At 59.0% G+C, this 21645-nt stretch carries 20 protein-coding genes and 1 pseudogene; 12 read left to right on the top strand and 9 right to left on the bottom strand.

Annotated features, from left to right (window positions below):
- Positions 1 to 151 precede the first annotated feature (151 nt).
- Positions 152 to 874 carry a tellurite resistance TerB family protein gene (locus PMI32_RS13970; RefSeq protein ID WP_008029743.1) on the bottom strand — a complete coding sequence of 241 codons (723 nt, stop codon included), beginning with the start codon at positions 872 to 874 and terminating at the stop codon, positions 152 to 154.
- Positions 875 to 1061: 187 nt separating this feature from the next.
- Here PMI32_RS13970 and PMI32_RS13975 point away from each other — a divergent pair, with 187 nt between their 5' ends.
- The 8 genes from PMI32_RS13975 to PMI32_RS14010 all read left to right on the top strand — a co-directional run bounded on the left by PMI32_RS13975 (position 1062) and on the right by PMI32_RS14010 (position 11168).
- Positions 1062 to 1976, top strand: a complete 915-nt coding sequence (locus PMI32_RS13975; protein WP_008029741.1) for a LysR family transcriptional regulator — start codon at positions 1062 to 1064, stop codon at positions 1974 to 1976.
- A 100-nt stretch (positions 1977 to 2076) separates the two neighbouring features.
- Positions 2077 to 3564 (top strand): gamma-aminobutyraldehyde dehydrogenase, encoded by a 1488-nt coding sequence (locus tag PMI32_RS13980; protein WP_081501770.1) that lies wholly within the window; start codon positions 2077 to 2079, stop codon positions 3562 to 3564.
- Positions 3565 to 3786: 222 nt separating this feature from the next.
- The gene (gene ydcS, locus PMI32_RS13985; RefSeq protein WP_008029736.1) at positions 3787 to 4938 is read left to right on the top strand and encodes a putative ABC transporter substrate-binding protein YdcS; all 1152 of its coding nucleotides are present in this window, start codon (positions 3787 to 3789) and stop codon (positions 4936 to 4938) included.
- Between the two features lie 121 nt (positions 4939 to 5059).
- Complete coding sequence (locus tag PMI32_RS13990; protein ID WP_008029734.1) at positions 5060 to 6097, top strand: ABC transporter ATP-binding protein; 1038 nt, start codon at positions 5060 to 5062, stop codon at positions 6095 to 6097.
- A gap of 1 nt (position 6098) precedes the next feature.
- Positions 6099 to 7046 carry an ABC transporter permease gene (locus PMI32_RS13995; RefSeq protein WP_008029732.1) on the top strand — a complete coding sequence of 316 codons (948 nt, stop codon included), beginning with the start codon at positions 6099 to 6101 and terminating at the stop codon, positions 7044 to 7046.
- On the top strand, positions 7036 to 7845 hold the full coding sequence (locus PMI32_RS14000; RefSeq protein ID WP_008029730.1) for an ABC transporter permease: 810 nt from the start codon (positions 7036 to 7038) through the stop codon (positions 7843 to 7845). Before PMI32_RS13995 ends, PMI32_RS14000 begins: the two co-directional genes overlap by 11 nt.
- A gap of 160 nt (positions 7846 to 8005) precedes the next feature.
- A complete protein-coding gene (locus PMI32_RS14005) occupies positions 8006 to 9430 on the top strand; it encodes a gamma-aminobutyraldehyde dehydrogenase (RefSeq protein ID WP_008029727.1) in 1425 nt (474 codons plus the stop codon).
- Between the two features lie 253 nt (positions 9431 to 9683).
- Complete coding sequence (locus PMI32_RS14010) at positions 9684 to 11168, top strand: APC family permease (protein WP_008029726.1); 1485 nt, start codon at positions 9684 to 9686, stop codon at positions 11166 to 11168.
- Positions 11169 to 11317: 149 nt separating this feature from the next.
- On the opposite strand, the gene PMI32_RS14015 is transcribed toward PMI32_RS14010, so the two are convergent.
- Together PMI32_RS14015 and PMI32_RS14020 are read right to left on the bottom strand one after the other, a co-directional pair.
- A complete protein-coding gene (locus tag PMI32_RS14015; protein WP_008029724.1) occupies positions 11318 to 11875 on the bottom strand; it encodes a hypothetical protein in 558 nt (185 codons plus the stop codon).
- A 5-nt stretch (positions 11876 to 11880) separates the two neighbouring features.
- A complete protein-coding gene (locus PMI32_RS14020) occupies positions 11881 to 12462 on the bottom strand; it encodes a ComF family protein (protein WP_008029722.1) in 582 nt (193 codons plus the stop codon).
- Positions 12463 to 12758: 296 nt separating this feature from the next.
- Between PMI32_RS14020 and PMI32_RS30660 the strand changes: the two are divergent.
- From PMI32_RS30660 to PMI32_RS14035, 4 genes and pseudogenes are all read left to right on the top strand, one after another.
- Positions 12759 to 12878, top strand: a pseudogene (locus PMI32_RS30660) (phage antirepressor protein); the annotation flags it as partial.
- 605 nt (positions 12879 to 13483) lie between these two features.
- A complete protein-coding gene (locus PMI32_RS14025) occupies positions 13484 to 14707 on the top strand; it encodes a type II and III secretion system protein family protein (protein WP_008029718.1) in 1224 nt (407 codons plus the stop codon).
- Positions 14708 to 14826: 119 nt separating this feature from the next.
- Positions 14827 to 15540, top strand: a complete 714-nt coding sequence (locus PMI32_RS14030) for a tetratricopeptide repeat protein (RefSeq protein WP_008029716.1) — start codon at positions 14827 to 14829, stop codon at positions 15538 to 15540.
- An 18-nt stretch (positions 15541 to 15558) separates the two neighbouring features.
- Positions 15559 to 15828, top strand: coding sequence for a DUF3613 domain-containing protein (locus tag PMI32_RS14035; RefSeq protein ID WP_008029713.1), 270 nt, complete (start codon positions 15559 to 15561; stop codon positions 15826 to 15828).
- A 214-nt stretch (positions 15829 to 16042) separates the two neighbouring features.
- Here the strand turns inward: PMI32_RS14035 and PMI32_RS14040 are convergent, their stop codons facing one another.
- The 6 genes from PMI32_RS14040 to PMI32_RS14065 are packed head-to-tail and all read right to left on the bottom strand — an operon-like array spanning position 16043 to position 21642.
- Positions 16043 to 17005, bottom strand: a complete 963-nt coding sequence (locus tag PMI32_RS14040) for a type II secretion system F family protein (protein WP_008029711.1) — start codon at positions 17003 to 17005, stop codon at positions 16043 to 16045.
- Positions 17006 to 17034: 29 nt separating this feature from the next.
- Complete coding sequence (locus PMI32_RS14045; protein WP_008029709.1) at positions 17035 to 18021, bottom strand: type II secretion system F family protein; 987 nt, start codon at positions 18019 to 18021, stop codon at positions 17035 to 17037.
- Complete coding sequence (locus tag PMI32_RS14050; protein ID WP_008029707.1) at positions 18018 to 19451, bottom strand: TadA family conjugal transfer-associated ATPase; 1434 nt, start codon at positions 19449 to 19451, stop codon at positions 18018 to 18020. The genes PMI32_RS14045 and PMI32_RS14050 overlap by 4 nt, the downstream gene beginning before the upstream one ends.
- Before the next feature lie 3 nt (positions 19452 to 19454).
- On the bottom strand, positions 19455 to 20675 hold the full coding sequence (locus tag PMI32_RS14055; protein ID WP_008029705.1) for an AAA family ATPase: 1221 nt from the start codon (positions 20673 to 20675) through the stop codon (positions 19455 to 19457).
- Positions 20669 to 21163, bottom strand: coding sequence for a TadE family protein (locus PMI32_RS14060; protein WP_008029703.1), 495 nt, complete (start codon positions 21161 to 21163; stop codon positions 20669 to 20671). Before PMI32_RS14060 ends, PMI32_RS14055 begins: the two co-directional genes overlap by 7 nt.
- Entirely contained in the window at positions 21163 to 21642 is a 480-nt protein-coding gene (locus PMI32_RS14065; RefSeq protein WP_008029701.1) for a TadE/TadG family type IV pilus assembly protein, read from the bottom strand. Before PMI32_RS14065 ends, PMI32_RS14060 begins: the two co-directional genes overlap by 1 nt.
- Positions 21643 to 21645: the final 3 nt, after the last annotated feature.

The raw sequence follows: 21645 nt of genomic DNA, 5'->3' as shown, positions 1-21645 counted from the left end.
GGGCAGGATTTGAGGGCCTCATCGCCAGCAAGCCGGCTCCTACAGGGGAACGGTATCGGGCACGCATGTTGTGCGCACCGCAATTCCCTTGTAGGAGCCGGCTTGCTGGCGATGGCGGTCTAGGGAGCGAAACAGGATTTGAAGCCGGTTTCTACATGGAGGCCTGGCGCACCTGTTTTTCCAGCTCGACCTTCAACGCTGGCTCAAGCTTGAGTTGGCGCGCCAGTTCGTCCAGGTAAGACTTCTCCATGAAGTTCTCCTCGTCCACCAGCATCACGCTCGCGATGTACATCTCGGCCGCCATTTCCGGGGTGCTGGCGGCGCGCGCAACATCGGTTGGATCGAGGGGTTTGTTCAGTTCGGCGTGCAGCCAGTGTTGGAGTTCCTGATCATTGTCGAGTTTGATGAACTCGCCTTCGATCAACGCACGCTCGCGCTCGTCGACATGACCATCAGCCTTGGCAGCCGCCACCAGCGCCTTGAGAATCGCCTGGCTGTGTTGCTCGACCTGCGCCGTCGGCACGCGGTCCACGGTTTGCGGCTCTTGCTTCGGTGCAGTGCCCTGCTGGGCCTGCCAGTTGCCGTAAGCCTTGTAGGCAATCACGCCCAATGCCGCGAGGCCGCCGTAGACAGCGACTTTGCCGCCGACTTTGCGAGCCTTCTTGTTACCCATCAACAGGCCCATCGCGCCAGCGGCCAATGCACCGCCACCCGCGCCTGACAACAAACTGCCAAGGCCGCCCGAACCACCGCCACCACCAAGCAATCCGCCCAATCCGCCGCTGGACGCCTTGTTCTGCGCGCCACCGGTCTTGTTCTGCAACAGGTCCTGGCCGGATTTGAGTAATTGATCGAGCAATCCACGGGTATTCATTCTTGCCGCCTCCACAAAAGGGGTTAACCGGACACATAAGGCCACCAGCCTAGATCGAAAGTGCCCAGCCCTTCCCGGCGAGAGTGCTTCCAGATGTTGCTCACCTCCTGTAACGCTAAAAAGCCCATCGATTAAAAAGATATACACTCAAGCGAATCTATAAAAACCGCCCACCGGGTACTTCTTCATGATGACTTTGCGTCAAATTCGTCATTTCATCGCCGTGGCCGAGACCGGCTCGATCTCTGCCGCCGCGCAAACCGCGTTCATTTCCCAATCGACACTGACCCTGGCCATCCAGCAACTGGAGCAGGAAATCGGCGTCGGGCTGTTCAACCGCCATGCCAAGGGCATGACGCTGACCCACCAGGGCCATCAGTTCCTACGCCAGGCACACCTGATTCTGGCAACGGTGGACAACGCCAAACGCAGCCTGCAACAAAGCACCGATCAGGTCGCCGGGCAGTTGATTGTCGGTGTAACCAGTCTCGTCGCCGGTTATTACCTCGCTGACCTGCTCACCCGCTTTCAACGCGCCTACCCCAACGTCGAGATCCGCGTGATGGAGGACGAACGCCCGTACATCGAGCATTTGCTGGTCAGCGGCGAGATCGATGTCGGTGTGCTGATCCTCTCCAACCTCGAAGACCGCCACGCCCTGCAAACGGAAGTGCTGACCCATTCGCCCCATCGTTTATGGCTGCCGGCCCAGCATCCGCTGCTGGAACACGACAGCATCAACCTGGCCGACGTCGCCCGTGAACCGCTGATTCAACTGAACGTTGATGAAATGGACCGCAACGCCCAGCGCATGTGGTCGGCGGCGTCGCTTCAACCGCGCATCACCCTTAAAACCGCTTCGACCGAAGCGGTACGAAGCCTGGTGGCCGCCGGATTGGGCGTGTCGATCCAGCCCGACATGACCTATCGCCCCTGGTCATTGGAGGGCGACATCATCGAAGCGCGGCCGATTGCCGACCTGAGCCAGACGCTCGATGTCGGCCTGGCCTGGCGCCGCGGAACGGCGCGTCCGGCACTGGTCGACCCGTTCCTGACCGTCGCACGCGAGCAGCCCCACGGCGGGCGCAAGCCATCTATTTAATCGAACGCCACCTTCAGTATTTAGTATTTGTCGACCTCGGATCCGGGCACTAGTCTTGGAACATCTATAAGACGGCCGGGCCCCAGTCACAGGGAGCAGCATGGCCACACAAGAAAAGAGAACCCGAAAAATGGCTGGCGCGCAGACCCCGTTGTTCACCGCGTTGTTGATCGATGGCGAACTGGTCGCGGGTCAGGGTTTTGTCGAGCCGATCCTCAACCCGGCCACCGGTGAGGTGATAACGCACATCGCCGAGGCCAGCACCGAACAAGTCGAAGCCGCAATCCTCGCCGCGCACCGTGCGTTCGCCAGTTGGTCGCGGACCACGCCGCAGCAGCGCTCGAACCTGCTGCTGGACATCGCCAATGCCATCGAAAAACAAGCCGACCTGCTCGCCCGCCTCGAATCCCTGAACTGCGGCAAACCGTTGCACCTGGCGCGTCAGGACGACTTGAGCGCGACGGTCGACGTGTTCCGATTCTTCGCCGGTGCGGTGCGCTGCCAGACCGGTCAGCTCAGCGGCGAATACTTGCCGGGTTATACCAGCATGGTGCGTCGCGATCCGATTGGCGTGGTCGCCTCGATTGCTCCGTGGAACTACCCGATCATGATGGCCGCGTGGAAAATCGCCCCGGCCCTCGCTGCCGGCAACACGCTGGTGTTCAAGCCTTCCGAGCACACGCCGCTGTCGATCCTGGCCCTGGCGCCCGCGCTGGCCGAGATCCTCCCACGCGGTGTGATCAACATTATTTGCGGCGGCGGTGAAGGCGTGGGCAGCCACTTGGTCAGCCACCCGAAAATCCGCATGGTGTCGCTGACCGGCGATATCGTCACCGGGCAAAAAATCCTCCAGGCCGCAGCGAAAACCCTGAAGCGCACACACCTCGAACTCGGCGGCAAGGCCCCGGTGATCGTCTGCAACGATGCCGACATTCAGGCGGTGGTCGAAGGCGTGCGCACGTACGGTTACTACAACGCCGGCCAGGATTGCACCGCCGCCTGCCGCATTTATGCACAGGCCGGCATTCATGACCGCCTGGTGGCCGAACTCGGCGCGGCGGTCAGCAGCCTGCGCTTCGCCGGTAAGCGCGATGCCGACAACGAAATCGGGCCGCTGATTAGCACCCGCCAGCGCGACCGCGTGGCCAGTTTCGTCGAACGCGCCCTGGGTCAGCCGCACATCGAGCGCGTGACCGGCGCGGCCGTGCATTCCGGTGCCGGCTTCTATTACCAACCGACGCTGCTGGCCGGCTGCAAGCAGAGCGATGAAATCGTCCAGCGCGAAGTGTTCGGGCCGGTGGTCACCGTGACCCGCTTCGATGGGCTCGAACAAGCCGTGGACTGGGCCAACGATTCGGAATACGGCCTGGCTTCCTCGATCTGGACCCAGAACCTGGACAAGGCGATGCAGGTCGCCGCGCGCTTGCAGTACGGCTGCACTTGGATCAACAGCCATTTCATGCTGGTCAGCGAAATGCCCCATGGCGGCCTGAAACGCTCGGGCTACGGCAAAGACCTGTCCAGCGATTCGCTTCAGGACTACAGCGTGGTGCGGCACATCATGGCTCGCCACGGACAGCATTTATAAAAGCGCACTACGCTAACAATTAGCCGTAAAGGCATTAGCGCAGAAACGCTGGAACACCGCGAATTCCTTGTAGGAGCCGGCTTGCCGGCGAAGGCGTCCGAAAGGACATCGCAAGGCTTAATGGCCTCTTCGCCGGCAAGCCGGCTCCTACAGGATCGTGTTTACAACGCTGAACCACGTTCAAAACTGCCCCGACCATAATTTAAAGAAGAGGGAATTCCCATGTTCGTGCACAAGACCGCACTGCTCAGTGCAATCACCACAGCGCTGTTGGCCAGCGCCAGTATCCAGGCCGCCGAACCGCTGAAAGCCGTCGGTGCCGGCGAAGGTCAGCTGGATATCGTGGCTTGGCCCGGCTACATCGAACGTGGCGAAAGCGACAAGGCCTACGACTGGGTGACCAGTTTCGAGAAGGAAACCGGCTGCAAGGTCAACGTCAAAACAGCCGCCACTTCCGATGAGATGGTCAGCCTGATGTCCAAGGGCGGTTACGACCTGGTGACCGCGTCGGGCGATGCGTCGCTGCGGTTGATCGTTGGCAAACGCGTGCAACCGATCAATACCGCGTTGATTCCGAACTGGAAGAACATCGACCCGCGCCTGAAGGATGGCCAGTGGTACGTCGTCAACAAACAAACCTACGGCACTCCGTATCAGTGGGGCCCGAACGTGTTGATGTACAACACCAACGTCTTCAAGACCGCCCCGGACAGCTGGGGCGTGGTGTTCGAGGAACAGAACCTGCCGGACGGCAAGTCCAACAAGGGCCGGGTCCAAGCCTACGACGGTCCGATCTACATCGCCGATGCAGCGCTCTATCTCAAGGCGAAACGGCCGGAACTGGGGATCAAGGACCCGTACCAGCTCAACGAAGAACAGTACAAGGCCGCGCTGGACCTGCTTCGCAAGCAGCAGCCTCTGATCCACCGCTACTGGCATGACGCGACCGTGCAGATGAGTGACGTCAAGAACGAAGGCGTCGTGGCGTCCAGCACCTGGGGCTACATGGTCAACGGTCTGGTGGCGGACAAGCAGCCGGTGGCCTCGGTCATTCCAAAAGAAGGTGCAACGGGCTGGGCCGACACCACCATGCTGCACGCCGACGCCAAGCACCCGAACTGTGCTTACAAGTGGATGGACCATTCGCTGCAACCGAAAGTCCAGGGTGACCTGGCCGCCTGGTTCGGTTCGTTGCCGTCGGTTCCGGCGGGGTGCAAAGAGAGCGAATTGCTCGGTGCCGAAGGCTGCAAGACCAACGGCTTCGACCAGTTCGACAAGATCGCCTTCTGGAAAACCCCGCAGGCTGAAGGCGGCAAGTTCGTGCCGTACAGCCGCTGGACCCAGGACTACATCGCGATCATGGGCGGTCGCTGACGCCTGAAGGTCCTTCGGACCTTATCGCCGGCAAGCCGGCTCCTACAAAGTACGCGTACCCCCTGTAGGAGCTGGCTTGCCAGCGATGCTTTTCAGATTTGATATTTCGGAGCACCGCACCATGACGCTTGCAGTCCAGTTCACCAACGTTTCCCGTCTGTTCGGCGAAGTGAAAGCCGTAGACCGGGTTTCCATCGACATCCAGGACGGCGAGTTCTTCTCCATGCTGGGCCCTTCCGGCTCGGGCAAAACCACGTGTTTGCGCCTGATCGCCGGTTTCGAACAACCGAGCGCAGGCTCGATCCGGATTCACGGCAACGAAGCCGCCGGGCTGCCGCCGTACGAGCGTGACGTCAACACGGTGTTTCAGGATTACGCCCTGTTCCCGCACATGAACGTACTCGACAACGTCGCCTACGGTTTGAAAGTCAAAGGCGTCGGCAAAGCTGAACGCCAGAAACGCGCTGAAGAAGCCCTCGACATGGTCGCCCTCGGCGGCTACGGCGCACGCAAACCGGTGCAACTGTCGGGCGGTCAGCGTCAGCGTGTGGCCCTGGCCCGCGCATTGGTCAATCGCCCACGGGTGCTGCTGCTCGACGAACCGCTGGGCGCCCTCGACTTGAAGCTTCGCGAGCAAATGCAGAGCGAGCTGAAAAAGCTGCAACGCCAGCTCGGCATCACCTTCATCTTCGTCACCCACGACCAGACCGAAGCCTTGTCGATGTCCGACCGCGTGGCGGTGTTCAACAAGGGGCGCATCGAACAAGTCGATACCCCGCGCAACCTCTACATGAAACCGGCAACCACCTTTGTCGCGGAATTCGTCGGCACCTCCAACGTGATTCGCGGCGATCTGGCGCAGCAGCTCAGCGGCAATCCGCAGCCGTTTTCGATTCGCCCGGAACACGTGCGTTTCGCCGACGGCCCGTTGGCCAGCCACGAAATCGAAGTCAGTGGTTTGCTCCACGACGTTCAGTACCAGGGCAGCGCCACCCGTTATGAACTGAAGCTGGAAAACGGCCAGACCCTGAACATCAGCCAGGCCAACAATCAATGGCTGGACGTCAGCGCGCAACACCAGACCGGGCAACGCATCAGCGCACGCTGGGCGCGGGAAGCGATGATCCCGCTGCACGACACCGTTGCCGGCGGGGTGTGAGATGACCAGCGTGGCTCTCCCTCAATCCCCGGCCAGCGGCTCGCCGTTGCGCAGGTTTTCCAACCTGCTGTATCGCCGGCCGAACTTTTACCTGGCGCTGCTGCTGGTGCCGCCGCTGTTGTGGTTCGGCGCGATCTACCTCGGTTCGCTGCTGGTGCTGTTGTGGCAAGGCTTCTACACCTTCGACGACTTCACCATGGCGGTCACGCCCGACCTGACCCTGGCGAACTTCACCGCGCTGTTCCAGCCGTCGAACTTCGACATCATTCTGCGCACCCTGAGCATGGCTGTCGTGGTGTCGATTGCCAGCGCCATCGTCGCGTTCCCGATCGCCTACTACATGGCGCGCTACACCACCGGCAAGACCAAGGCGTTTTTCTACATCGCGGTGATGATGCCGATGTGGGCCAGTTACATCGTCAAGGCGTATGCGTGGACGTTGCTGCTGGCCAAGGGTGGCGTGGCGCAATGGTTCGTTCAACACCTGGGACTGGAGCCTGTCTTGCAGTTTGTGCTGGGCATTCCGGGCGTGGGTGGCAGCACCTTGTCGACCTCGCACCTGGGGCGCTTCATGGTGTTCGTCTACATCTGGCTACCGTTCATGATCCTGCCGATTCAAGCCTCGCTGGAACGCCTGCCGCCGTCGTTGCTGCAAGCCTCCGCCGACCTCGGCGCCAAGCCGCGCCAGACCTTTATGCAAGTGATTCTGCCGTTGTCGATTCCGGGCATCGCCGCCGGGTCGATCTTCACGTTTTCGCTGACCCTGGGCGACTTCATCGTGCCGCAACTGGTGGGCCCGCCGGGGTACTTCGTCGGCAGCATGGTGTACGCCCAACAAGGCGCGATCGGCAACATGCCAATGGCCGCGGCGTTCACGCTGGTGCCGATTGTGTTGATCGCCATTTACCTGACCATCGTCAAACGACTGGGGGCCTTCGATGCACTCTGAGAAAGCTTCTTTAGGGTTGCGCATCGCAGCCTGGGGCGGGTTGGTGTTTCTGCACTTCCCGATCCTGATCATATTCCTCTACGCGTTCAACACCGAAGACGCGGCGTTCAGCTTTCCACCCAAGGGCTTCACCCTGAAGTGGATCGGCGTGGCGTTCGCGCGGCCGGATGTACTGGAAGCGATCAAGCTGTCGCTGCAGATCGCCTCCGTCGCGACGTTGATCGCGTTGGTGCTCGGCACGCTGGCGTCGGCGGCGTTGTACCGGCGGGATTTCTTCGGCAAGCAAGGCATCTCGCTGATGCTGATTTTGCCCATCGCGTTGCCGGGGATCATCACCGGGATCGCGCTGTTGGCGACTTTCAAGACGCTGGGCATCGAGCCGGGGATGTTCACCATCATCGTCGGCCACGCGACCTTCTGTGTGGTGATCGTCTACAACAACGTCATCGCCCGGTTGCGCCGCACTTCGCACAGTTTGATCGAAGCCTCGATGGACCTCGGCGCCGATGGCTGGCAGACCTTCCGCTACATCGTCCTGCCGAACCTCGGCTCGGCGTTGCTGGCCGGCGGCATGCTCGCGTTTGCGCTGTCGTTCGACGAAATCATCGTCACCACCTTCACCGCCGGCCATGAACGCACCCTGCCGCTGTGGCTGCTCAACCAGCTCAGCCGCCCACGGGACGTGCCGGTGACCAACGTCGTCGCGATGCTGGTGATGATGGTGACCATGCTGCCGATTCTCGGCGCCTATTACCTGACCCGTGGCGGTGAAAGCGTGGCAGGGAGTGGCGGGAAGTAACGAACAACTCAATATCCACTGTAGAAACCGAATCCTGTGTAGGAGCGAGGCTTGCCCGCGAAGGCGTCCTCGAGAGCGCCAAAAGCTTCGCGGGCAAGCCTCGCTCCTACACAGGATCCGGTTTCGGCAGAAAAATAATAGATTCAAAGAGGACAACGCCATGCAAACCAAACTCTTGATCAACGGCCAACTGCTCGACGGCGAAGGCCCCGCCCAACCGGTGTTCAACCCGGCCCTCGGTCGTGTGCTGGTGGAAATCAACGAAGCCAGCGAAGCCCAGGTCGATGCTGCCGTACGCGCTGCCGATGCCGCGTTCGAAAGCTGGTCGCACACCCCGCCGAAAGAGCGCTCGCTGTTACTGCTCAAACTCGCCGACGCCATCGAAGCCCACGGCGAAGAGCTGGCCAAACTCGAATCCGACAACTGCGGCAAACCCTACAGCGCTGCGCTGAACGACGAGATCCCGGCGATTGCCGACGTGTTCCGTTTCTTCGCCGGCGCCAGCCGCTGCATGAGCGGTTCGGCAGGCGGTGAATACCTGGCCGGGCACACCTCGATGATCCGCCGCGACCCGGTGGGCGTGATCGCCTCCATCGCGCCGTGGAACTACCCGTTGATGATGGTCGCCTGGAAAATCGCCCCGGCCCTCGCCGCCGGCAATACCGTGGTGCTCAAGCCGTCGGAACAAACCCCGCTGACCGCGTTGCGCCTGGCACAACTGGCGTCGGAAATCTTCCCGGCCGGCGTACTCAACCTGGTGTTCGGCCGTGGTCCTACCGTAGGCAGCCCATTGGTCACCCACCCGAAAGTGCGCATGGTGTCGCTGACCGGCTCCATCGCCACCGGCTCAAACATCATTTCCAGCACCGCCGCCAGCGTCAAACGCATGCACATGGAATTGGGCGGCAAGGCCCCGGTGATCATCTTCGACGACGCCGACATTGATGCCGCCGTGGAAGGTATTCGCACCTTCGGTTTCTACAACGCCGGCCAGGACTGCACCGCCGCGTGCCGCATCTACGCACAGGCCGGCATCTACGAAAAATTCGTCGAGAAGCTCGGCGCGGCAGTCAGCAGCATCAAGTACGGCGTGCAGGATGATCCGTCGACCGAACTCGGCCCGCTGATCACCGCACAGCATCGCGACCGGGTAGCCGGGTTTGTCGACCGCGCCGTGGCGCAACCGCACATTCGCTTGATCACTGGCGGCAAGGCAGTTGAAGGCAACGGTTTCTTCTTCGAACCAACGGTGCTGGCCGATGCACAGCAGGACGACGAAATCGTCCGCCGCGAAGTGTTCGGGCCAGTGGTGTCGGTGACCAAATTCAGCGATGAAGCGCAGGTGCTCGGTTGGGCCAACGATTCGGACTACGGCCTGGCGTCGTCGGTGTGGACCTCGGACGTCGGCCGCGCGCATCGCCTGTCGGCGCGCTTGCAGTACGGCTGCACCTGGGTGAACACGCACTTCATGCTGGTCAGCGAAATGCCCCATGGCGGTCAGAAACTGTCCGGGTACGGGAAGGACATGTCGATGTATGGGTTGGAGGATTACACCGTTGTGCGGCATGTGATGTTCAAGCACTAAAAGCTTCGCGAGCAAGCTTCGCTCCTACGGGTTTTGCGTCGTACGCAATTTTTGCGAACACCCTCAATCCTGTAGGAGCGAGGCTTGCCCGCGAAGGTGTCACCTCGGTTTCAAGGTAGAAACCGTCAATACGCACCACCAGGCTTCAACGCCAGACCAAAAAAACAATAACCACCGATCCGGGCAGCGCCATCACGGCCCTGTCACGGTTTCGGACATCCGAAATCTGCCGATTTTCCGGAGCTAACACACCATGAGTGCACTACCTGAATTCTCCGCAGCCGTTGCCGACAGCGATGCCGAGCAACTCCGAAAGCTGGGTTACACCTCCAACTTCAACCGCAGCATGAGCCTGTGGGAAAACTTCGCCCTGGGCTTCACTTACCTCTCACCAGTCGTAGGGGTTTATACCCTCTTCGGCCTGTGCCTGGCCGCCGGTGGACCACCGATGTTCTGGGCGTATTTGCTGGTCGGTTGCGGCCAATTGCTGGTGTGCCTGATCTTCGGTGAAGTGGTCTCGCAGTTCCCGATTTCCGGTGGTGTTTACCCATGGGCTCGCCGCTTGGTGGGCAAACGCTGGGCGTGGATGGTCGGCTGGATCTACTCCATCGCCCTGTGCGTGACCATCGCCGCCGTTGCGGTCGGTGCCGGGCCTTACCTTGCCGCGATGATGGGCTTCGAACCGAGCAACAACACCAACATCGTCATCGCCCTGGTGCTGACCCTGTTCGCCACGCTGGTCAACCTCAGCGGCACCAAAGTGCTGGCGCGAATCGCCATGTTCGGCTTCCTCTGCGAACTGGTCGGCGCGGTGATCGTCGGCATGTACCTGCTGATTTTCGAACGTCATCAATCGATCAGCGTGTTGTTCAACACCTTCGACATCAGCGTTGACGGCTCTTATCTGCCGGCCTTCCTCACCGCCTCGCTGGCGGGGATGTTCCTGTACTACGGCTTCGAGGCCTGCGGCGACGTGGCCGAAGAAACCCCGAACCCGAGCAAGAAAATCCCGGTGGCCATGCGCATGACCATCTACATCGGCGGCGTTGCGGCGATGTTTGCTTGCCTGGCACTGATCCTCGCCGTGCCGGACATGCAAGCGGTGATCAACGGCACCGACAAAGATCCGGTCGGCACCATCCTCAACAACGCCTTCGGCCCGGTCGGTTCGAAAATGGTCATGGGCGTGGTGATGATTTCCTTCATCTCCTGCGTCATCAGCCTGCAAGCGGCGGCGAGTCGTCTGCTGTATTCCTACGCCCGGGATGAAATGGTCATCGGCAGCTCATTGCTGAAAAAGATTTCGCCTACAACCCAGGTTCCGGTTGCTGCGCTGTTCGTCTCCGGCGTCCTGCCGGCGCTGATCATTATTCTGGGCTTCTTCCTGCAAGACGCCGTGGCCACCATCGTCAGCTTCGCAGCAATCGGCATCTACCTCGCGTTCCAGATGATCGTGCTTGCAGCCCTTTATGCCCGCCTGAAAGGCTGGAAACCGAGCGGCAAATTCACCCTCGGCGCCTGGGGCTGGGCGGTGAACATCGGCGCGCTAGTCTACGGCGTCGGCGCCATCATCAACATGGCCTGGCCGCGCACACCGGATGCCGCGTGGTACATCAACTATGCGATGGTGTTGAGTACGGCGATCGTGATTGGCTTGGGGCTGGTTTATATGTGGATTGCCAAGCCGTATGACCATGGTACGGCGCCTGCGGGGGATGCCTGGAAGGTTAGTCGGTAACTGAATTCGCCCCGGTGTCGATGGCCCACGAGGTGACTTGCGATGCTTTCAGGTTGCTGGTGACGGGGTCTAGTCAGATAAAAAATTCCCCTTCCTCTATTTTTAGAGGGAGGGGAATCATCAACAGATATTGGTTATGCAAAAAAACGCTACACAATTAATTCTGCCTGATCATGCTTCAACAAAGAGATGCGATCAAAAAGCTTAATTTTTGCGTCGGCTTTTTGTTTATCTTGATCCGACATAACCGCAACCAAGTCCTCAAGCTGGCTCACATCACCAACCACCTTAAAGGCTTTTTCTTTATTCACAAAAACCAGCGACTTCTTCCTTCGAGACAATAATTCAATAACATTACTCAATGTGCCCGTACTTTTTGCATCCCATATCATCAAGCCGTAATCAGCCGCCTCGGCCATAACAACATCTTTAGCGGTAAAAAAGGCTCTAGACCCCTTGGCATACTTGCTCTCCACCGGCCTTGCCGGCCATTTCCCAAGGTTGTTTCGCGGAGTCGCCCCACTGCAATAAATAGTGGTTTTAGAAAGTGACAAACTCAACAAGTACTCTTGAATAGAAGTGTCGGCGCCACCAGCATCCCCAACAACCACATCGAATTCCGAAGCAACAATATTATCGATACGCTCTTTCACCTTTGGATCAAGGTGCTTGATATTAATAGAGCCCGCAATAAATACAGTTGTCATTTAGCTCACTTCCAAGTTAGTGCTGCCACGTAAATTTTTCCTACTTTTGGATATTGACGCAAGACAGAACAGGCTGCGTCCATCGACGCCCCACTGTCAAACAAATCATCGACGACCAAAACATTCCAACAACCTGCTTTCTTAATTTCATCATTGACGCTGAAACTCGCCCCAATAGCTGCGACTTTTTCAGCTTTAGAATGCAGGTCCTTGAGCGATTTCCCCGTAGGTGCCTTACGGAGCAAATCCGAGAATACAGGCTTTCCGATAATTCGCCCTAACTCCACGGCGACCTCCGTTACTGGCTGACGTGGGCGTACATTTGAGGCCGGCATAGGAACTACGAATCCTACTTGAGCCAGCTTTGGGAAAACATTAGTCGCTACTGCTTGAGCAAGGGGCCCCACTTGACTCCAATCCTTCTGGTATTTGAGTTGGTAGGTTGCCTCTCCTACCTCGGTACGATGATTCTCAAAACGTGGGTTTCCATGCTCATCGTCCCCTAGAAAGGTACTACTTAGCATGTGCTTGTCCAGCACCCAACCTTGATCCCAAGGACCGTTTATCTGTTTGAGGGTTACTTTCAAGGCGTTCTCCATTTCAAAGCTTGACGTTGAGCACCGAAAATTTCATGGCGCTCAGTGACCATAGGCAATGAAAAGCAGTGACGGGCACTGGACCGCAAAAACAGGAAATTCCTACAGATCGAGCCTTCCTGAAAAAACTCTGATTCCTACGGCAAGCGTCGCCGGAAAAGACTTGTCGCCGCGAGCGCCTGACCGATAGGCTTTGTCCCGTCGCTGCCAAATCAGCGGCCCGGGGTCGAAGCCGGTCAATCATCAACATGGCGCATCCGCACCACCATAGGAACTGGGACGTTTGATGGGGAGGCCTCTCGGTACCGCTGCTGCACTGGCAAGATTCGGCGTGGATCAAGTGGCGGGATATGCCGGATCTGGTGCAGGCGCAGCGACCGTTTCCGATCACGGGCATTTGCAGTTGAAGGCAGGCTGAGACATGAAAAAGGCCCGTTCAGCCTGACTGATGGGCCTTTTTTTTGCCTTCATTTCCCCCTCGGTATCAACCAATCGCACTGCGCTACGACCTTGCCTGCACCGCTCACCCACCTGCCTTTCTACAGCTTTTGCACCCATGGTTTTTTTTTAAAATCATGGCACTTTGGTTTGATTGAACTACCGTCAAACAATAAGAAGTCATAACGGCTCCAGTTTCCAAGTTAGCTTCAGTGATCAGATTGGCAAAAGGAGTTAGCTCACTATGATCATGGCAGGCGTATTCCGGCTCTGTACCTACATGGCCGTTTACTTTTCGGGGGGGGCAGGTCGGCGGACAGTAGCGTCCGTAACTGCCAGCGTCACTCTGGCGCGCAGTTCAGGTAACCGCCTCACTAAAAACCGTTTTAGCAAAGGTCGCTCGCTGTCCAGCCAGGTCAGCGAACTGCGCCCGCTCGTGTGTTGCACGCAAGGAATAACGCCAAAGCCATCGATAAATGGTGTGGCGCATTGGGGGGGATAGTCCGATCCCCGTGAAGTGATCAGAGACAACTTTGTCTGCCTATAGATGGCCTATCCAGTGAGGATTCACCAAATGAGCCTTCGTCCCGCGCCCGCTTTCAAGAAAATTATCCATGGCCTGTTCTGGACGGGCCTCAGCGTGAATGCGGCTCAGGCCGCACCTGCCAATTGTTCGCAACTGGACAATTGGTCGACAACGTTCGAGGTCGGTCAGGGGCTGCAGAATGAACTGCGCAGCCCCGTTCCGGTAACGCAACTGGCGGTGGGTGACCCGAAAATTGCCGACGTGCAACCCAGTGGCAGCAGCGCGTTCATACTCACGGGCATTGCACCGGGGACCACCAGCCTGATGGTCTGGACGGCCTGTTCTAAATCGCCGCGCCAAAGCATGGTGTTCGTCAAGGGTAAAGCCACATCGGCACTGACCAGCGTGCCGTCAGTGCCCTCCGACGACCCGCTGCTGCCGAGCCAGGTGCAGACCGATATCCGTTTCGTCGAAGTCAGCCGGACCAAGCTCAAGGAAGCCTCCGCTTCGATTTTCGGTATCCGTGGCAACTTCCTGTTCGGCTCACCGAGAACCTTGCCGACCATCGGCGGCATTGTCACGCCCGCGATACCGGTGAACAACAACAACTTCAACCTCACGTTTGCTACCGGCAGTACCCTGGTGGCACTCAATGCGCTGGAAGGCAGTGGTTTCGCCTACACCCTGGCGCGGCCAAGCCTGGTAGCGCTCAGCGGGCAGAGTGCGAGCTTCCTGGCCGGCGGTGAAATACCGATTCCGGTGCCCAGTTCAGGCAGCGATAACGTGTCCATCGAGTACAAGGAATTTGGTATCCGCCTGACTCTGACGCCGACCATCGTCGGGAAAAATCGTATCGCGCTGAAGGTGGCGCCGGAAGTCAGTGAACTGGACTTCACCAACGCCGTGAGCATCGCCGGCACGATAGTCCCGGCCCTGAGCGTGCGCCGTACCGATACCAGCATCTCCCTGGCCGACGGCGAAAGCTTTGTCATCAGCGGCCTGATCAGCTCCCGCAACAATTCCCAGGTGAACAAGTTTCCGGGGCTGGGCGATATCCCGGTTCTGGGCGCATTTTTCCGCGACAACACCATCAACCGTGAAGAACGCGAACTGCTGATGATCGTCACCCCCCATCTGGTCCAGCCACTGGCTGCCAATGCACCACTACCGTCATTGCCTGGCGAACAGCTGCGCAATTACGACCCGAACTTCTACCGCATGTTTTTCCTGGAAAATGGCGACTTCGACAGTCTCAGCGGGCTCTCGCAATGATCCGGAGCCTGAACCAGACTCGCCTCGCCCTCACTCGTAACGGTGACGTTGAACGCCTGCCGGACCAGCTTCATTGCCATTGGCCGGGCGTTCAACATGTTGTAGCCAGAGGACATACGATGAAAGCAGTCATTGCAATAGCGACGACGTTAATGCTCGCAGGTTGCGCCAGTAATGGCCTGACTTCGCGACCGCCCAGCTGTGCCAAGCCCGGTTCGGAGCAGGAACTGGCCCTGAACCTGGCCGACAACATGGCCGACGAAGGCCGTTTGTATGCCAGCCTGGCGAACCTGGAAGGTTTGCCCGATGACCTGGTCCAGGTTCGCCTGCGCAAGGCTCGGGTGTTGCGCATGATGGGGCGTAGCGGCGACGCGCAGCCGTTGTACGAAAGCTTGCTCGGCACCTGTCTGACGGCGGAAGGGGAACATGGCCTGGGCCAGTTGGCCGCCGCCAAAAATGATAACGCCTCCGCTGCCACTCACCTTGAGCGTGCGGTGAAGATGGCCCCCACCGACGACAGGATGCGAAATGACCTAGGGGTCGTCTACCTCAATCAGCGACGGATCCCTGAAGCACGCTTTGAGTTCATGACCGCCATGGAGCTCAAGCAGGCAAACACACTGGCGGCACTCAATATGGTGACGCTGCTGATCTACCAGGATAACTGGAAGTCGGCTGCTGACCTGGTGACCCGCGCCGACTTGAGCCCCAAGCAAGTCGCCGAGGCGCAAACCCGCGCGGAAAAACTCAAGGCCTCCGCCAAAAAAGTGGTGGCTACCGAGGGGAATCGCAAGACGGAAGTAGCCGATGCCTCTTCCAGTGCGAACAAGTAGAACGTACGAGGAATCGAGATGAAGACCAAAAGGCTGTTGATCGTGTGCATGGCTTGCCTGTCCACCACTGCCTGGGCTATTGAGCCGGGCCCCTCTTCGCCGTACCAACAAGGCACCGAACAGTGGTTGCAGTTGCAGATTCGAGGTGTGGTTGCCTCCCCTAATCTGCAAACCGCTTCGGCCGCCGAACGTGAACAGGCCATGCAGCGCTGGCTGAATAGCTTCAACTTCCCGATTCCGATGTTTTTTGAACAGGATGCTGGGGGAGATATGAGTAGCGGCAACTGAGGCATGTCGATGGGTGATCAGCCTCTGGCGTAGTCCAGAGTAGCCTGGCTGCAAAGCCGGGCTTGATGTCGTGTTCAGGAAAGTAGTCTCTACACATTATCCAACCCTGGTTGGATGATCCCGCGGCGGGAAATGTGTGGGTCCATGACAGGAAAGTGCAGATCAGGCTCGGGGGGCAAGGCCATCGCACTCGATAGCCTCCACCCGTTTTACCTCACCCGAATACTTTGAGTACACCGATCATGGCCGGGCCGATAGCGACCAGAAAGAAGCTCGGCCACAGACAGAAAATCAGTGGAAATATCAGCTTGGTACCAATTTTCGCCCCCATCTCTTCGGCGGCCTGCGTACGCCGGTCACGGAACTCATCGGCATAGATGCGCAGCGTATCGGCCACGCTGGTACCAAAGCGGATACTCTGCGCCAACAGGCTGACCAGCCCTTGTACGTCATCCAGGCCAGTGCGCACAGCCAGTTGTTTGAGCGCCGCGGTACTGGAAATGCCCGCGCGGATTTGCGCATTGACCAGGGCCAGTTCTTCAGCCAGTTCGACCTGACTGACCGACATCTCCTCAGCCACCCGTTCGATCGTCGTGGGCAAGGCAAGGCCCGACTCCACACACACGACCATCAGATCCAGCGCATCCGGAAACGCGGCACGCAACCGACCTTGTCGCAACTGCTTGCGCTTGGCGACATACAGCGCTGGCAGCAACCATCCGATACCGGCTGCCAAGACCACCACCAGCAGCCCCATGGCCAGGGAAACCCTGGGAATCATCGGCAATAGCAGCAACGCAATACCGACTAATAACAGCGGCGTCATCAAGCGCACAGCCCAGTACATCTGCACCGCTGAAGTGGAACGGTACCCAGCATGCGTCAATAAAGTCTGGGTGACGGAGGTCTGAGCCGACTCGGCCGAGGCAAAGCGCTGGCCGACCCGTTCCAGTAACAGTTGCAGATTACCCGGGGCTTCCTGCCCGGCGGTATTGCCTAAATGACCACGCTTGATCAGTGCCAGACGACGCTGCACCGGATCCTGAAGCCCCAAAATCAGCAAGCTCACGGCGACAACTGCAAGCACCGTACTCAAACCGATCGCGCCGAGGAACAACAGGCGCGCCACCTCCTCGCTTCCCGTGACCCGACTGAACAACCCGAGCAAAAAGTCCATGACCTGTACCTCCCGGTAGCGAAAACCGCTTAAACCTGAATCCGAATGATTTTGCGTATCCAGAAAATCCCGAGCAGCATGGCGAAAAACGCCCCGATGATCAGTTTGTGGCCTATGGGATCATTGAGCAGCACAGGCATGTAGGTGGGGCTTGTGACAACGATCGCAATCGCCAGCACGAATGGAATCGACACCAGCACCCAGGCTGACATCCGCCCTTCGGCCGACAGGGTCCTGACCTTGCGCTGGAAGCGAAAACGCCCGCGGATCAGGCGACTCAAACGCTCCAGCACCTCGGTCAGATTGCCGCCGGTCTCGCGATGGATGAGGATTGAGGTCACCAGCATCATCACCGTCATGCTCGGCATCCTTTCCAGCAGGCCGAGCATGGCTCGACGTACATCGTTGCCATAGTTGATGTCCGCGAAAGTCAGGCCAAACTCCTGAGCGACCGGCCCCTTATGCTCCTCGCCGACCAGGCGCAGGGTTTCGTTGAACGGGTGCCCGGCGCGCAGGGCACGGCAGATGGCATCCAGTGCATCCGGCAGGCCTTCCTCAAACCCGGCGAAGCGTTTGCCACGGTCACGAGAAATTTTCAGCAGTGGTAGCCAGAACGCTCCGAAGCCCGCCAGCAACGCCATCCACCAGACTGACGAGACCATCCAGATCGAGAAACCTGCACAGGCGCCCAGGAACAGCCCGAGCAACAACACCCGATAAGCACGATATTCATGACCGGACTGCTCGATCATCTGGGTCAGGCTCGCCATAAAGGGCAACTGCTCGAGCATGGCCTCCAGTGGCGTCAAGCGCGTCAGGTACTTCTGTCGCAACACCGTCTGCATATTGGGCAGATTGTTGGCTTTCTCCAGAACGTGCAAACGGCCGCGGATGCGCTTGCGCATCTTGCCGGCCTCGCCGAACACCGGCACCACCACCCCCTGAGACAGGAGGAACACAGCGATAAACACCATGCCGAGGAACATCAGAATGAATTCACCAGGAATATTGTTCATGACTGCCGTGCCTCCATCCATTCAGGCCTGAACATCGTAAGCGGCAACTCGATGCCGCGTTTGGCCAGCACATCGCGGAACGCGGGGATCATGCCGCTGGGCCGATAATCACCAAGCACTTCGCCGTTTTCGCCCATGCCATGGCGCACGAAGGAAAAGATTTCGGTCATGGTGATGATCTCGCCTTCCATGCCGTTGATTTCCTGCACGCTGACCAGTCTGCGCTTGCCATCCTCTTGGCGTTCCAGTTGGATCACCACATCAATGGCCGAAGCGATCTGCTGCCGCATGGCCTTGATCGGAAAGGTCGCCCCGGTCATCGACACCATGTTCTCGACTCGCCCCAACGCATCGCGTGCGGTGTTGGCGTGGATCGTGGTCAACGAGCCGTCGTGGCCGGTGTTCATCGCAGTCAGCATGTCCAGCGCTTCGACGCCGCGCACTTCGCCGATCACTATGCGGTCCGGACGCATCCGCAGGCTGTTGCGCACCAACTCCCGCTGGCTCACTTCGCCACGACCCTCGATGTTCGAAGGCCGGGTTTCCAGGCGCACCACATGGGGTTGCTGCAATTGCAGTTCGGCCGAATCTTCGATGGTGACAATCCGCTCGTTTTGCGGAATGAAACTGGACAGCACGTTGAGCATGGTGGTCTTGCCGCTGCCGGTACCGCCGGAAATCAGCACGTTCAAGCGCCCACGGACAATCGCCTTGAGCAGCAGGGCAATGGCCGGGGTCAACGTTCCCACCTGAATCAGACTGTCGGTATTGAGCAGGTCCACCGCAAAGCGCCGAATCGACATGCTCGGGCCATCGATGGCCAGCGGCGGGATAATCGCGTTGACCCTCGAACCGTCCTTGAGCCGGGCATCCACCAACGGCGAGGACTCGTCGATACGCCGCCCCAGGCTGGAGACGATGCGGTCGATGATGTTCAACAAATGCTGATCATCGCGAAAACGCACATCGGTCCGTTGCAGTTTGCCGAAGCGCTCGACATATACCGAGGCAGAGCCGTTGACCAGAATGTCGGACACGCTGTGATCGGCCAGCAACGGTTCCAGAGGCCCCAGGCCGAGCACCTCGTCGGTGATCTGCTTGATGATCAACTGACGGCTGACGGTACTCACCGGTGCCGAATGCTCATCGAGCAGGCGCTGGCAAATATCGCGAATCTGCCGAGCAGCCTCGGCCTGTTCAAGGGAGTCCAGCAAGGACAGGTCCATGACCTTGAGCAACTGCTGGTAGATCTTTTCCCGCCACTCCGCCTCCACCGGGGTGACCTGGCTTTTGGTTTCGTAAAGAACGTCTGGTGCCACACGTTCCCACGCCATTATTTCCTCTGGCGGATCCAGCAGATCGTCGCCCGGTTGGGCAGCGGCGGGTTTACCGGACTGTTTGCGCAAGCGGTTACGAAAGTCGCTGATCATGGTTCATCCCCCGAAAAAACGGTTGAAGGCGCGTTTGAGCAAGCCTTTGTTGCCGGCCACCTGTTGACCGACCAGGTCCTCGGTCATGTCGCGCAGTGCAGTAGTAATTGCTGCCCTCGGCGCATGCAGCCCCAACGGCACGCCAGTGTTCTGACTCTGGCTGACCAGATTGAAGTCGTTGGGTAATTTCGACAGATTGGTGCAGCGCAGCGCCTCGCCGACATCTTTAAGACTGATCGCTGCGGCCTTGTCATAACGGTTGACCACGATCTGCAATTGATCCCCACGCACACCCAGGTCATCGCGAAGAATCCGCACCAGAGAGCTGGCATCGCGCAGATGACTGACGCTCTGTTGCACCACCACGTACACCCGATCCACCTGCTCCAGCACAGAACCGGTGAGGTGATCGATTTGCCGCGGCAGGTCGACCACCACCCAGCCATAGCTGGCGCGGGCCAACTGCAACAGGGTGTCAAGTTGCTCGGGTTGGGCATCCTGCGGCAAACACAGCTCACCGGCCCGACCGCCCAGCACATGCAAGGTCGGGCTGAAGTGACTGCAAAAACCGCGTAACGCGACGCTGTCCATGCCGTTGATCTGATGCAACACCTCCAGATGGCTGTGCGTCTGCGCCACATCCAGATAATGCGTCACGCTGCCAAATTGCAGGTCCATATCCAGCAGCAAGGTACTGCCGCCTTTCATGCTGAGCTGTTGTGCCAGGTTGCAGGCCACCAGGGTTCCGCCGGAACCGCCTTTTGCACTCATCACGGCGATCAATTTTCCGTCAGCCCCACTGCCGCTCCGAACCTCCGTAACCAGCCGATTCATGGCGGCGACCAGTTCGGTCTCGGCGATGGGCTCCGGCAGCACGTCCCGGGCACCGGCCTGCATCGCCAGGCGCATGGCTTCCTGTTCGCTCAGCAGTCCGCACACCAACATCGGCGGACGCTCATGGGCCGGGTGTTGCAACAGTGCCGACAATTCCTCGCGCCACAGGTGGCTGACGCGCAACAGCAACAGATCGGGCATGCGGTCCAGACTGTAGAGCGGGTCAACATGCCCATTGCTCACCAGGCGAGTGCTTACCTCCAGGCCAGGCATGCGCTGACAGACACTCTGCAGATCGCGTAAAGAGTTGGCATCACGGCTGCTGATCAGCAACCGCAACCCGGTTTTGCCAGTCGAACTGGCAATCGGCGTTTCCTTCATATTCAGCATGGTGTGATCTCCCCGGAATCAGAGTGACGCCCGAGACTTTCGCGCGGCAACGTTGCCCTGAATGCAGGCAAGGTAATGGGCACGCCGAACCCGGGAATAAACAGATTGAAAACGAAGTTTTGCAGACTCAACTGGACATAGCGGATGGCACGAAAGCCGTTTGCGCTGACCAGGTCAGCTGGGTTGGCCACCAGGGCGCCATTTGCGTCCAGGTAGGTCAACGTCAGATTAGTGGTGGCCAGATTGCTGATCAGCTGGCTCGTACCTGCATCGGTCGCAGCATTGAAGATTGCCCGCCGCAACACCACCGGATCGCTGATATTGCAGACGGCTGCCAGGCGCGCACCACGGCGCGCGGCCTCATCCAGTGCATTGACCGTGAAGTACAGGCGGCCCATTTCCAACACGCCAAACAACAGTGTGAACACCAGCAGACCAACGAAGGCGAACTCCACCGTATAGATTCCGCGCATGTGTTTTCTATTCATCACAGTGCCCTCATCACGGTAGTGGCAACCAGCGGAATGTTCAGCGCAATCTGATTGCCAAAAAAACCCGGAATCGAGCCGGCACAATTGCCACTGCCAATCACCGGGCAGAACGTATAGGTGATGGTGACTCGCACATGGTCGGTGCCCACCGCGGCGACGACCACGTTGTCAGGCGTCAACCCGGACAACACAGCGGTGCCGGTGTTGGCAGGCACGCCATACACCGCAACGTTTTTCGTCTGGGTCTGCAGCGCATTGCTCAGAGAGACCGCACCCAGCGTCGAGTCCCAGGCGTGGTTTGCGACAAAACGGTCGGCATCACGGCTGGCCTGCAGCAACACGTTGTACTGATAGAGCATGCGGCCGATCTCACCGAGGCTCAGTAACAGCAGCAACAACACCGGCAGGACGAGGGTGAACTCCACCATGGCCAGGCCTTGCTGGCGCTTCGAATGTTTAAACGCGTGAAGTCTCATGAC

Origin of the sequence: Pseudomonas sp. GM60, from assembly GCF_000282415.1 — a bacterium.
Lineage (GTDB): Bacteria > Pseudomonadota > Gammaproteobacteria > Pseudomonadales > Pseudomonadaceae > Aquipseudomonas > Aquipseudomonas migulae.
The sequence above is the reverse complement of the archived record's forward strand: the minus strand, read 5'-3'. Positions and strand labels throughout refer to the sequence as shown.

Bases quoted from the DNA above. Each gene is read 5' to 3' on its own strand.
- PMI32_RS13990 (WP_008029734.1), top strand. From the start codon at position 5,060: ATGACGCTTGCAGTCCAGTTCACCAACGTTTCCCGTCTGTTCGGCGAA.
- PMI32_RS14010 (WP_008029726.1), top strand. From the start codon at position 9,684: ATGAGTGCACTACCTGAATTCTCCGCAGCCGTTGCCGACAGCGATGCC.
- PMI32_RS14060 (WP_008029703.1), bottom strand. From the start codon at position 21,163: ATGAATAGAAAACACATGCGCGGAATCTATACGGTGGAGTTCGCCTTC.
- PMI32_RS14015 (WP_008029724.1), bottom strand. From the start codon at position 11,875: ATGACAACTGTATTTATTGCGGGCTCTATTAATATCAAGCACCTTGAT.
- PMI32_RS14030 (WP_008029716.1), top strand. From the start codon at position 14,827: ATGAAAGCAGTCATTGCAATAGCGACGACGTTAATGCTCGCAGGTTGC.
- PMI32_RS14045 (WP_008029709.1), bottom strand. From the start codon at position 18,021: ATGAACAATATTCCTGGTGAATTCATTCTGATGTTCCTCGGCATGGTG.
- PMI32_RS13995 (WP_008029732.1), top strand. From the start codon at position 6,099: ATGACCAGCGTGGCTCTCCCTCAATCCCCGGCCAGCGGCTCGCCGTTG.
- PMI32_RS14050 (WP_008029707.1), bottom strand. From the start codon at position 19,451: ATGATCAGCGACTTTCGTAACCGCTTGCGCAAACAGTCCGGTAAACCC.
- PMI32_RS13980 (WP_081501770.1), top strand. From the start codon at position 2,077: ATGGCCACACAAGAAAAGAGAACCCGAAAAATGGCTGGCGCGCAGACC.
- PMI32_RS14035 (WP_008029713.1), top strand. From the start codon at position 15,559: ATGAAGACCAAAAGGCTGTTGATCGTGTGCATGGCTTGCCTGTCCACC.
- PMI32_RS13970 (WP_008029743.1), bottom strand. From the start codon at position 874: ATGAATACCCGTGGATTGCTCGATCAATTACTCAAATCCGGCCAGGAC.
- PMI32_RS14025 (WP_008029718.1), top strand. From the start codon at position 13,484: ATGAGCCTTCGTCCCGCGCCCGCTTTCAAGAAAATTATCCATGGCCTG.
- ydcS (WP_008029736.1), top strand. From the start codon at position 3,787: ATGTTCGTGCACAAGACCGCACTGCTCAGTGCAATCACCACAGCGCTG.
- PMI32_RS14065 (WP_008029701.1), bottom strand. From the start codon at position 21,642: ATGAGACTTCACGCGTTTAAACATTCGAAGCGCCAGCAAGGCCTGGCC.
- PMI32_RS13975 (WP_008029741.1), top strand. From the start codon at position 1,062: ATGATGACTTTGCGTCAAATTCGTCATTTCATCGCCGTGGCCGAGACC.
- PMI32_RS14055 (WP_008029705.1), bottom strand. From the start codon at position 20,675: ATGCTGAATATGAAGGAAACGCCGATTGCCAGTTCGACTGGCAAAACC.
- PMI32_RS14040 (WP_008029711.1), bottom strand. From the start codon at position 17,005: ATGGACTTTTTGCTCGGGTTGTTCAGTCGGGTCACGGGAAGCGAGGAG.
- PMI32_RS14000 (WP_008029730.1), top strand. From the start codon at position 7,036: ATGCACTCTGAGAAAGCTTCTTTAGGGTTGCGCATCGCAGCCTGGGGC.
- PMI32_RS14005 (WP_008029727.1), top strand. From the start codon at position 8,006: ATGCAAACCAAACTCTTGATCAACGGCCAACTGCTCGACGGCGAAGGC.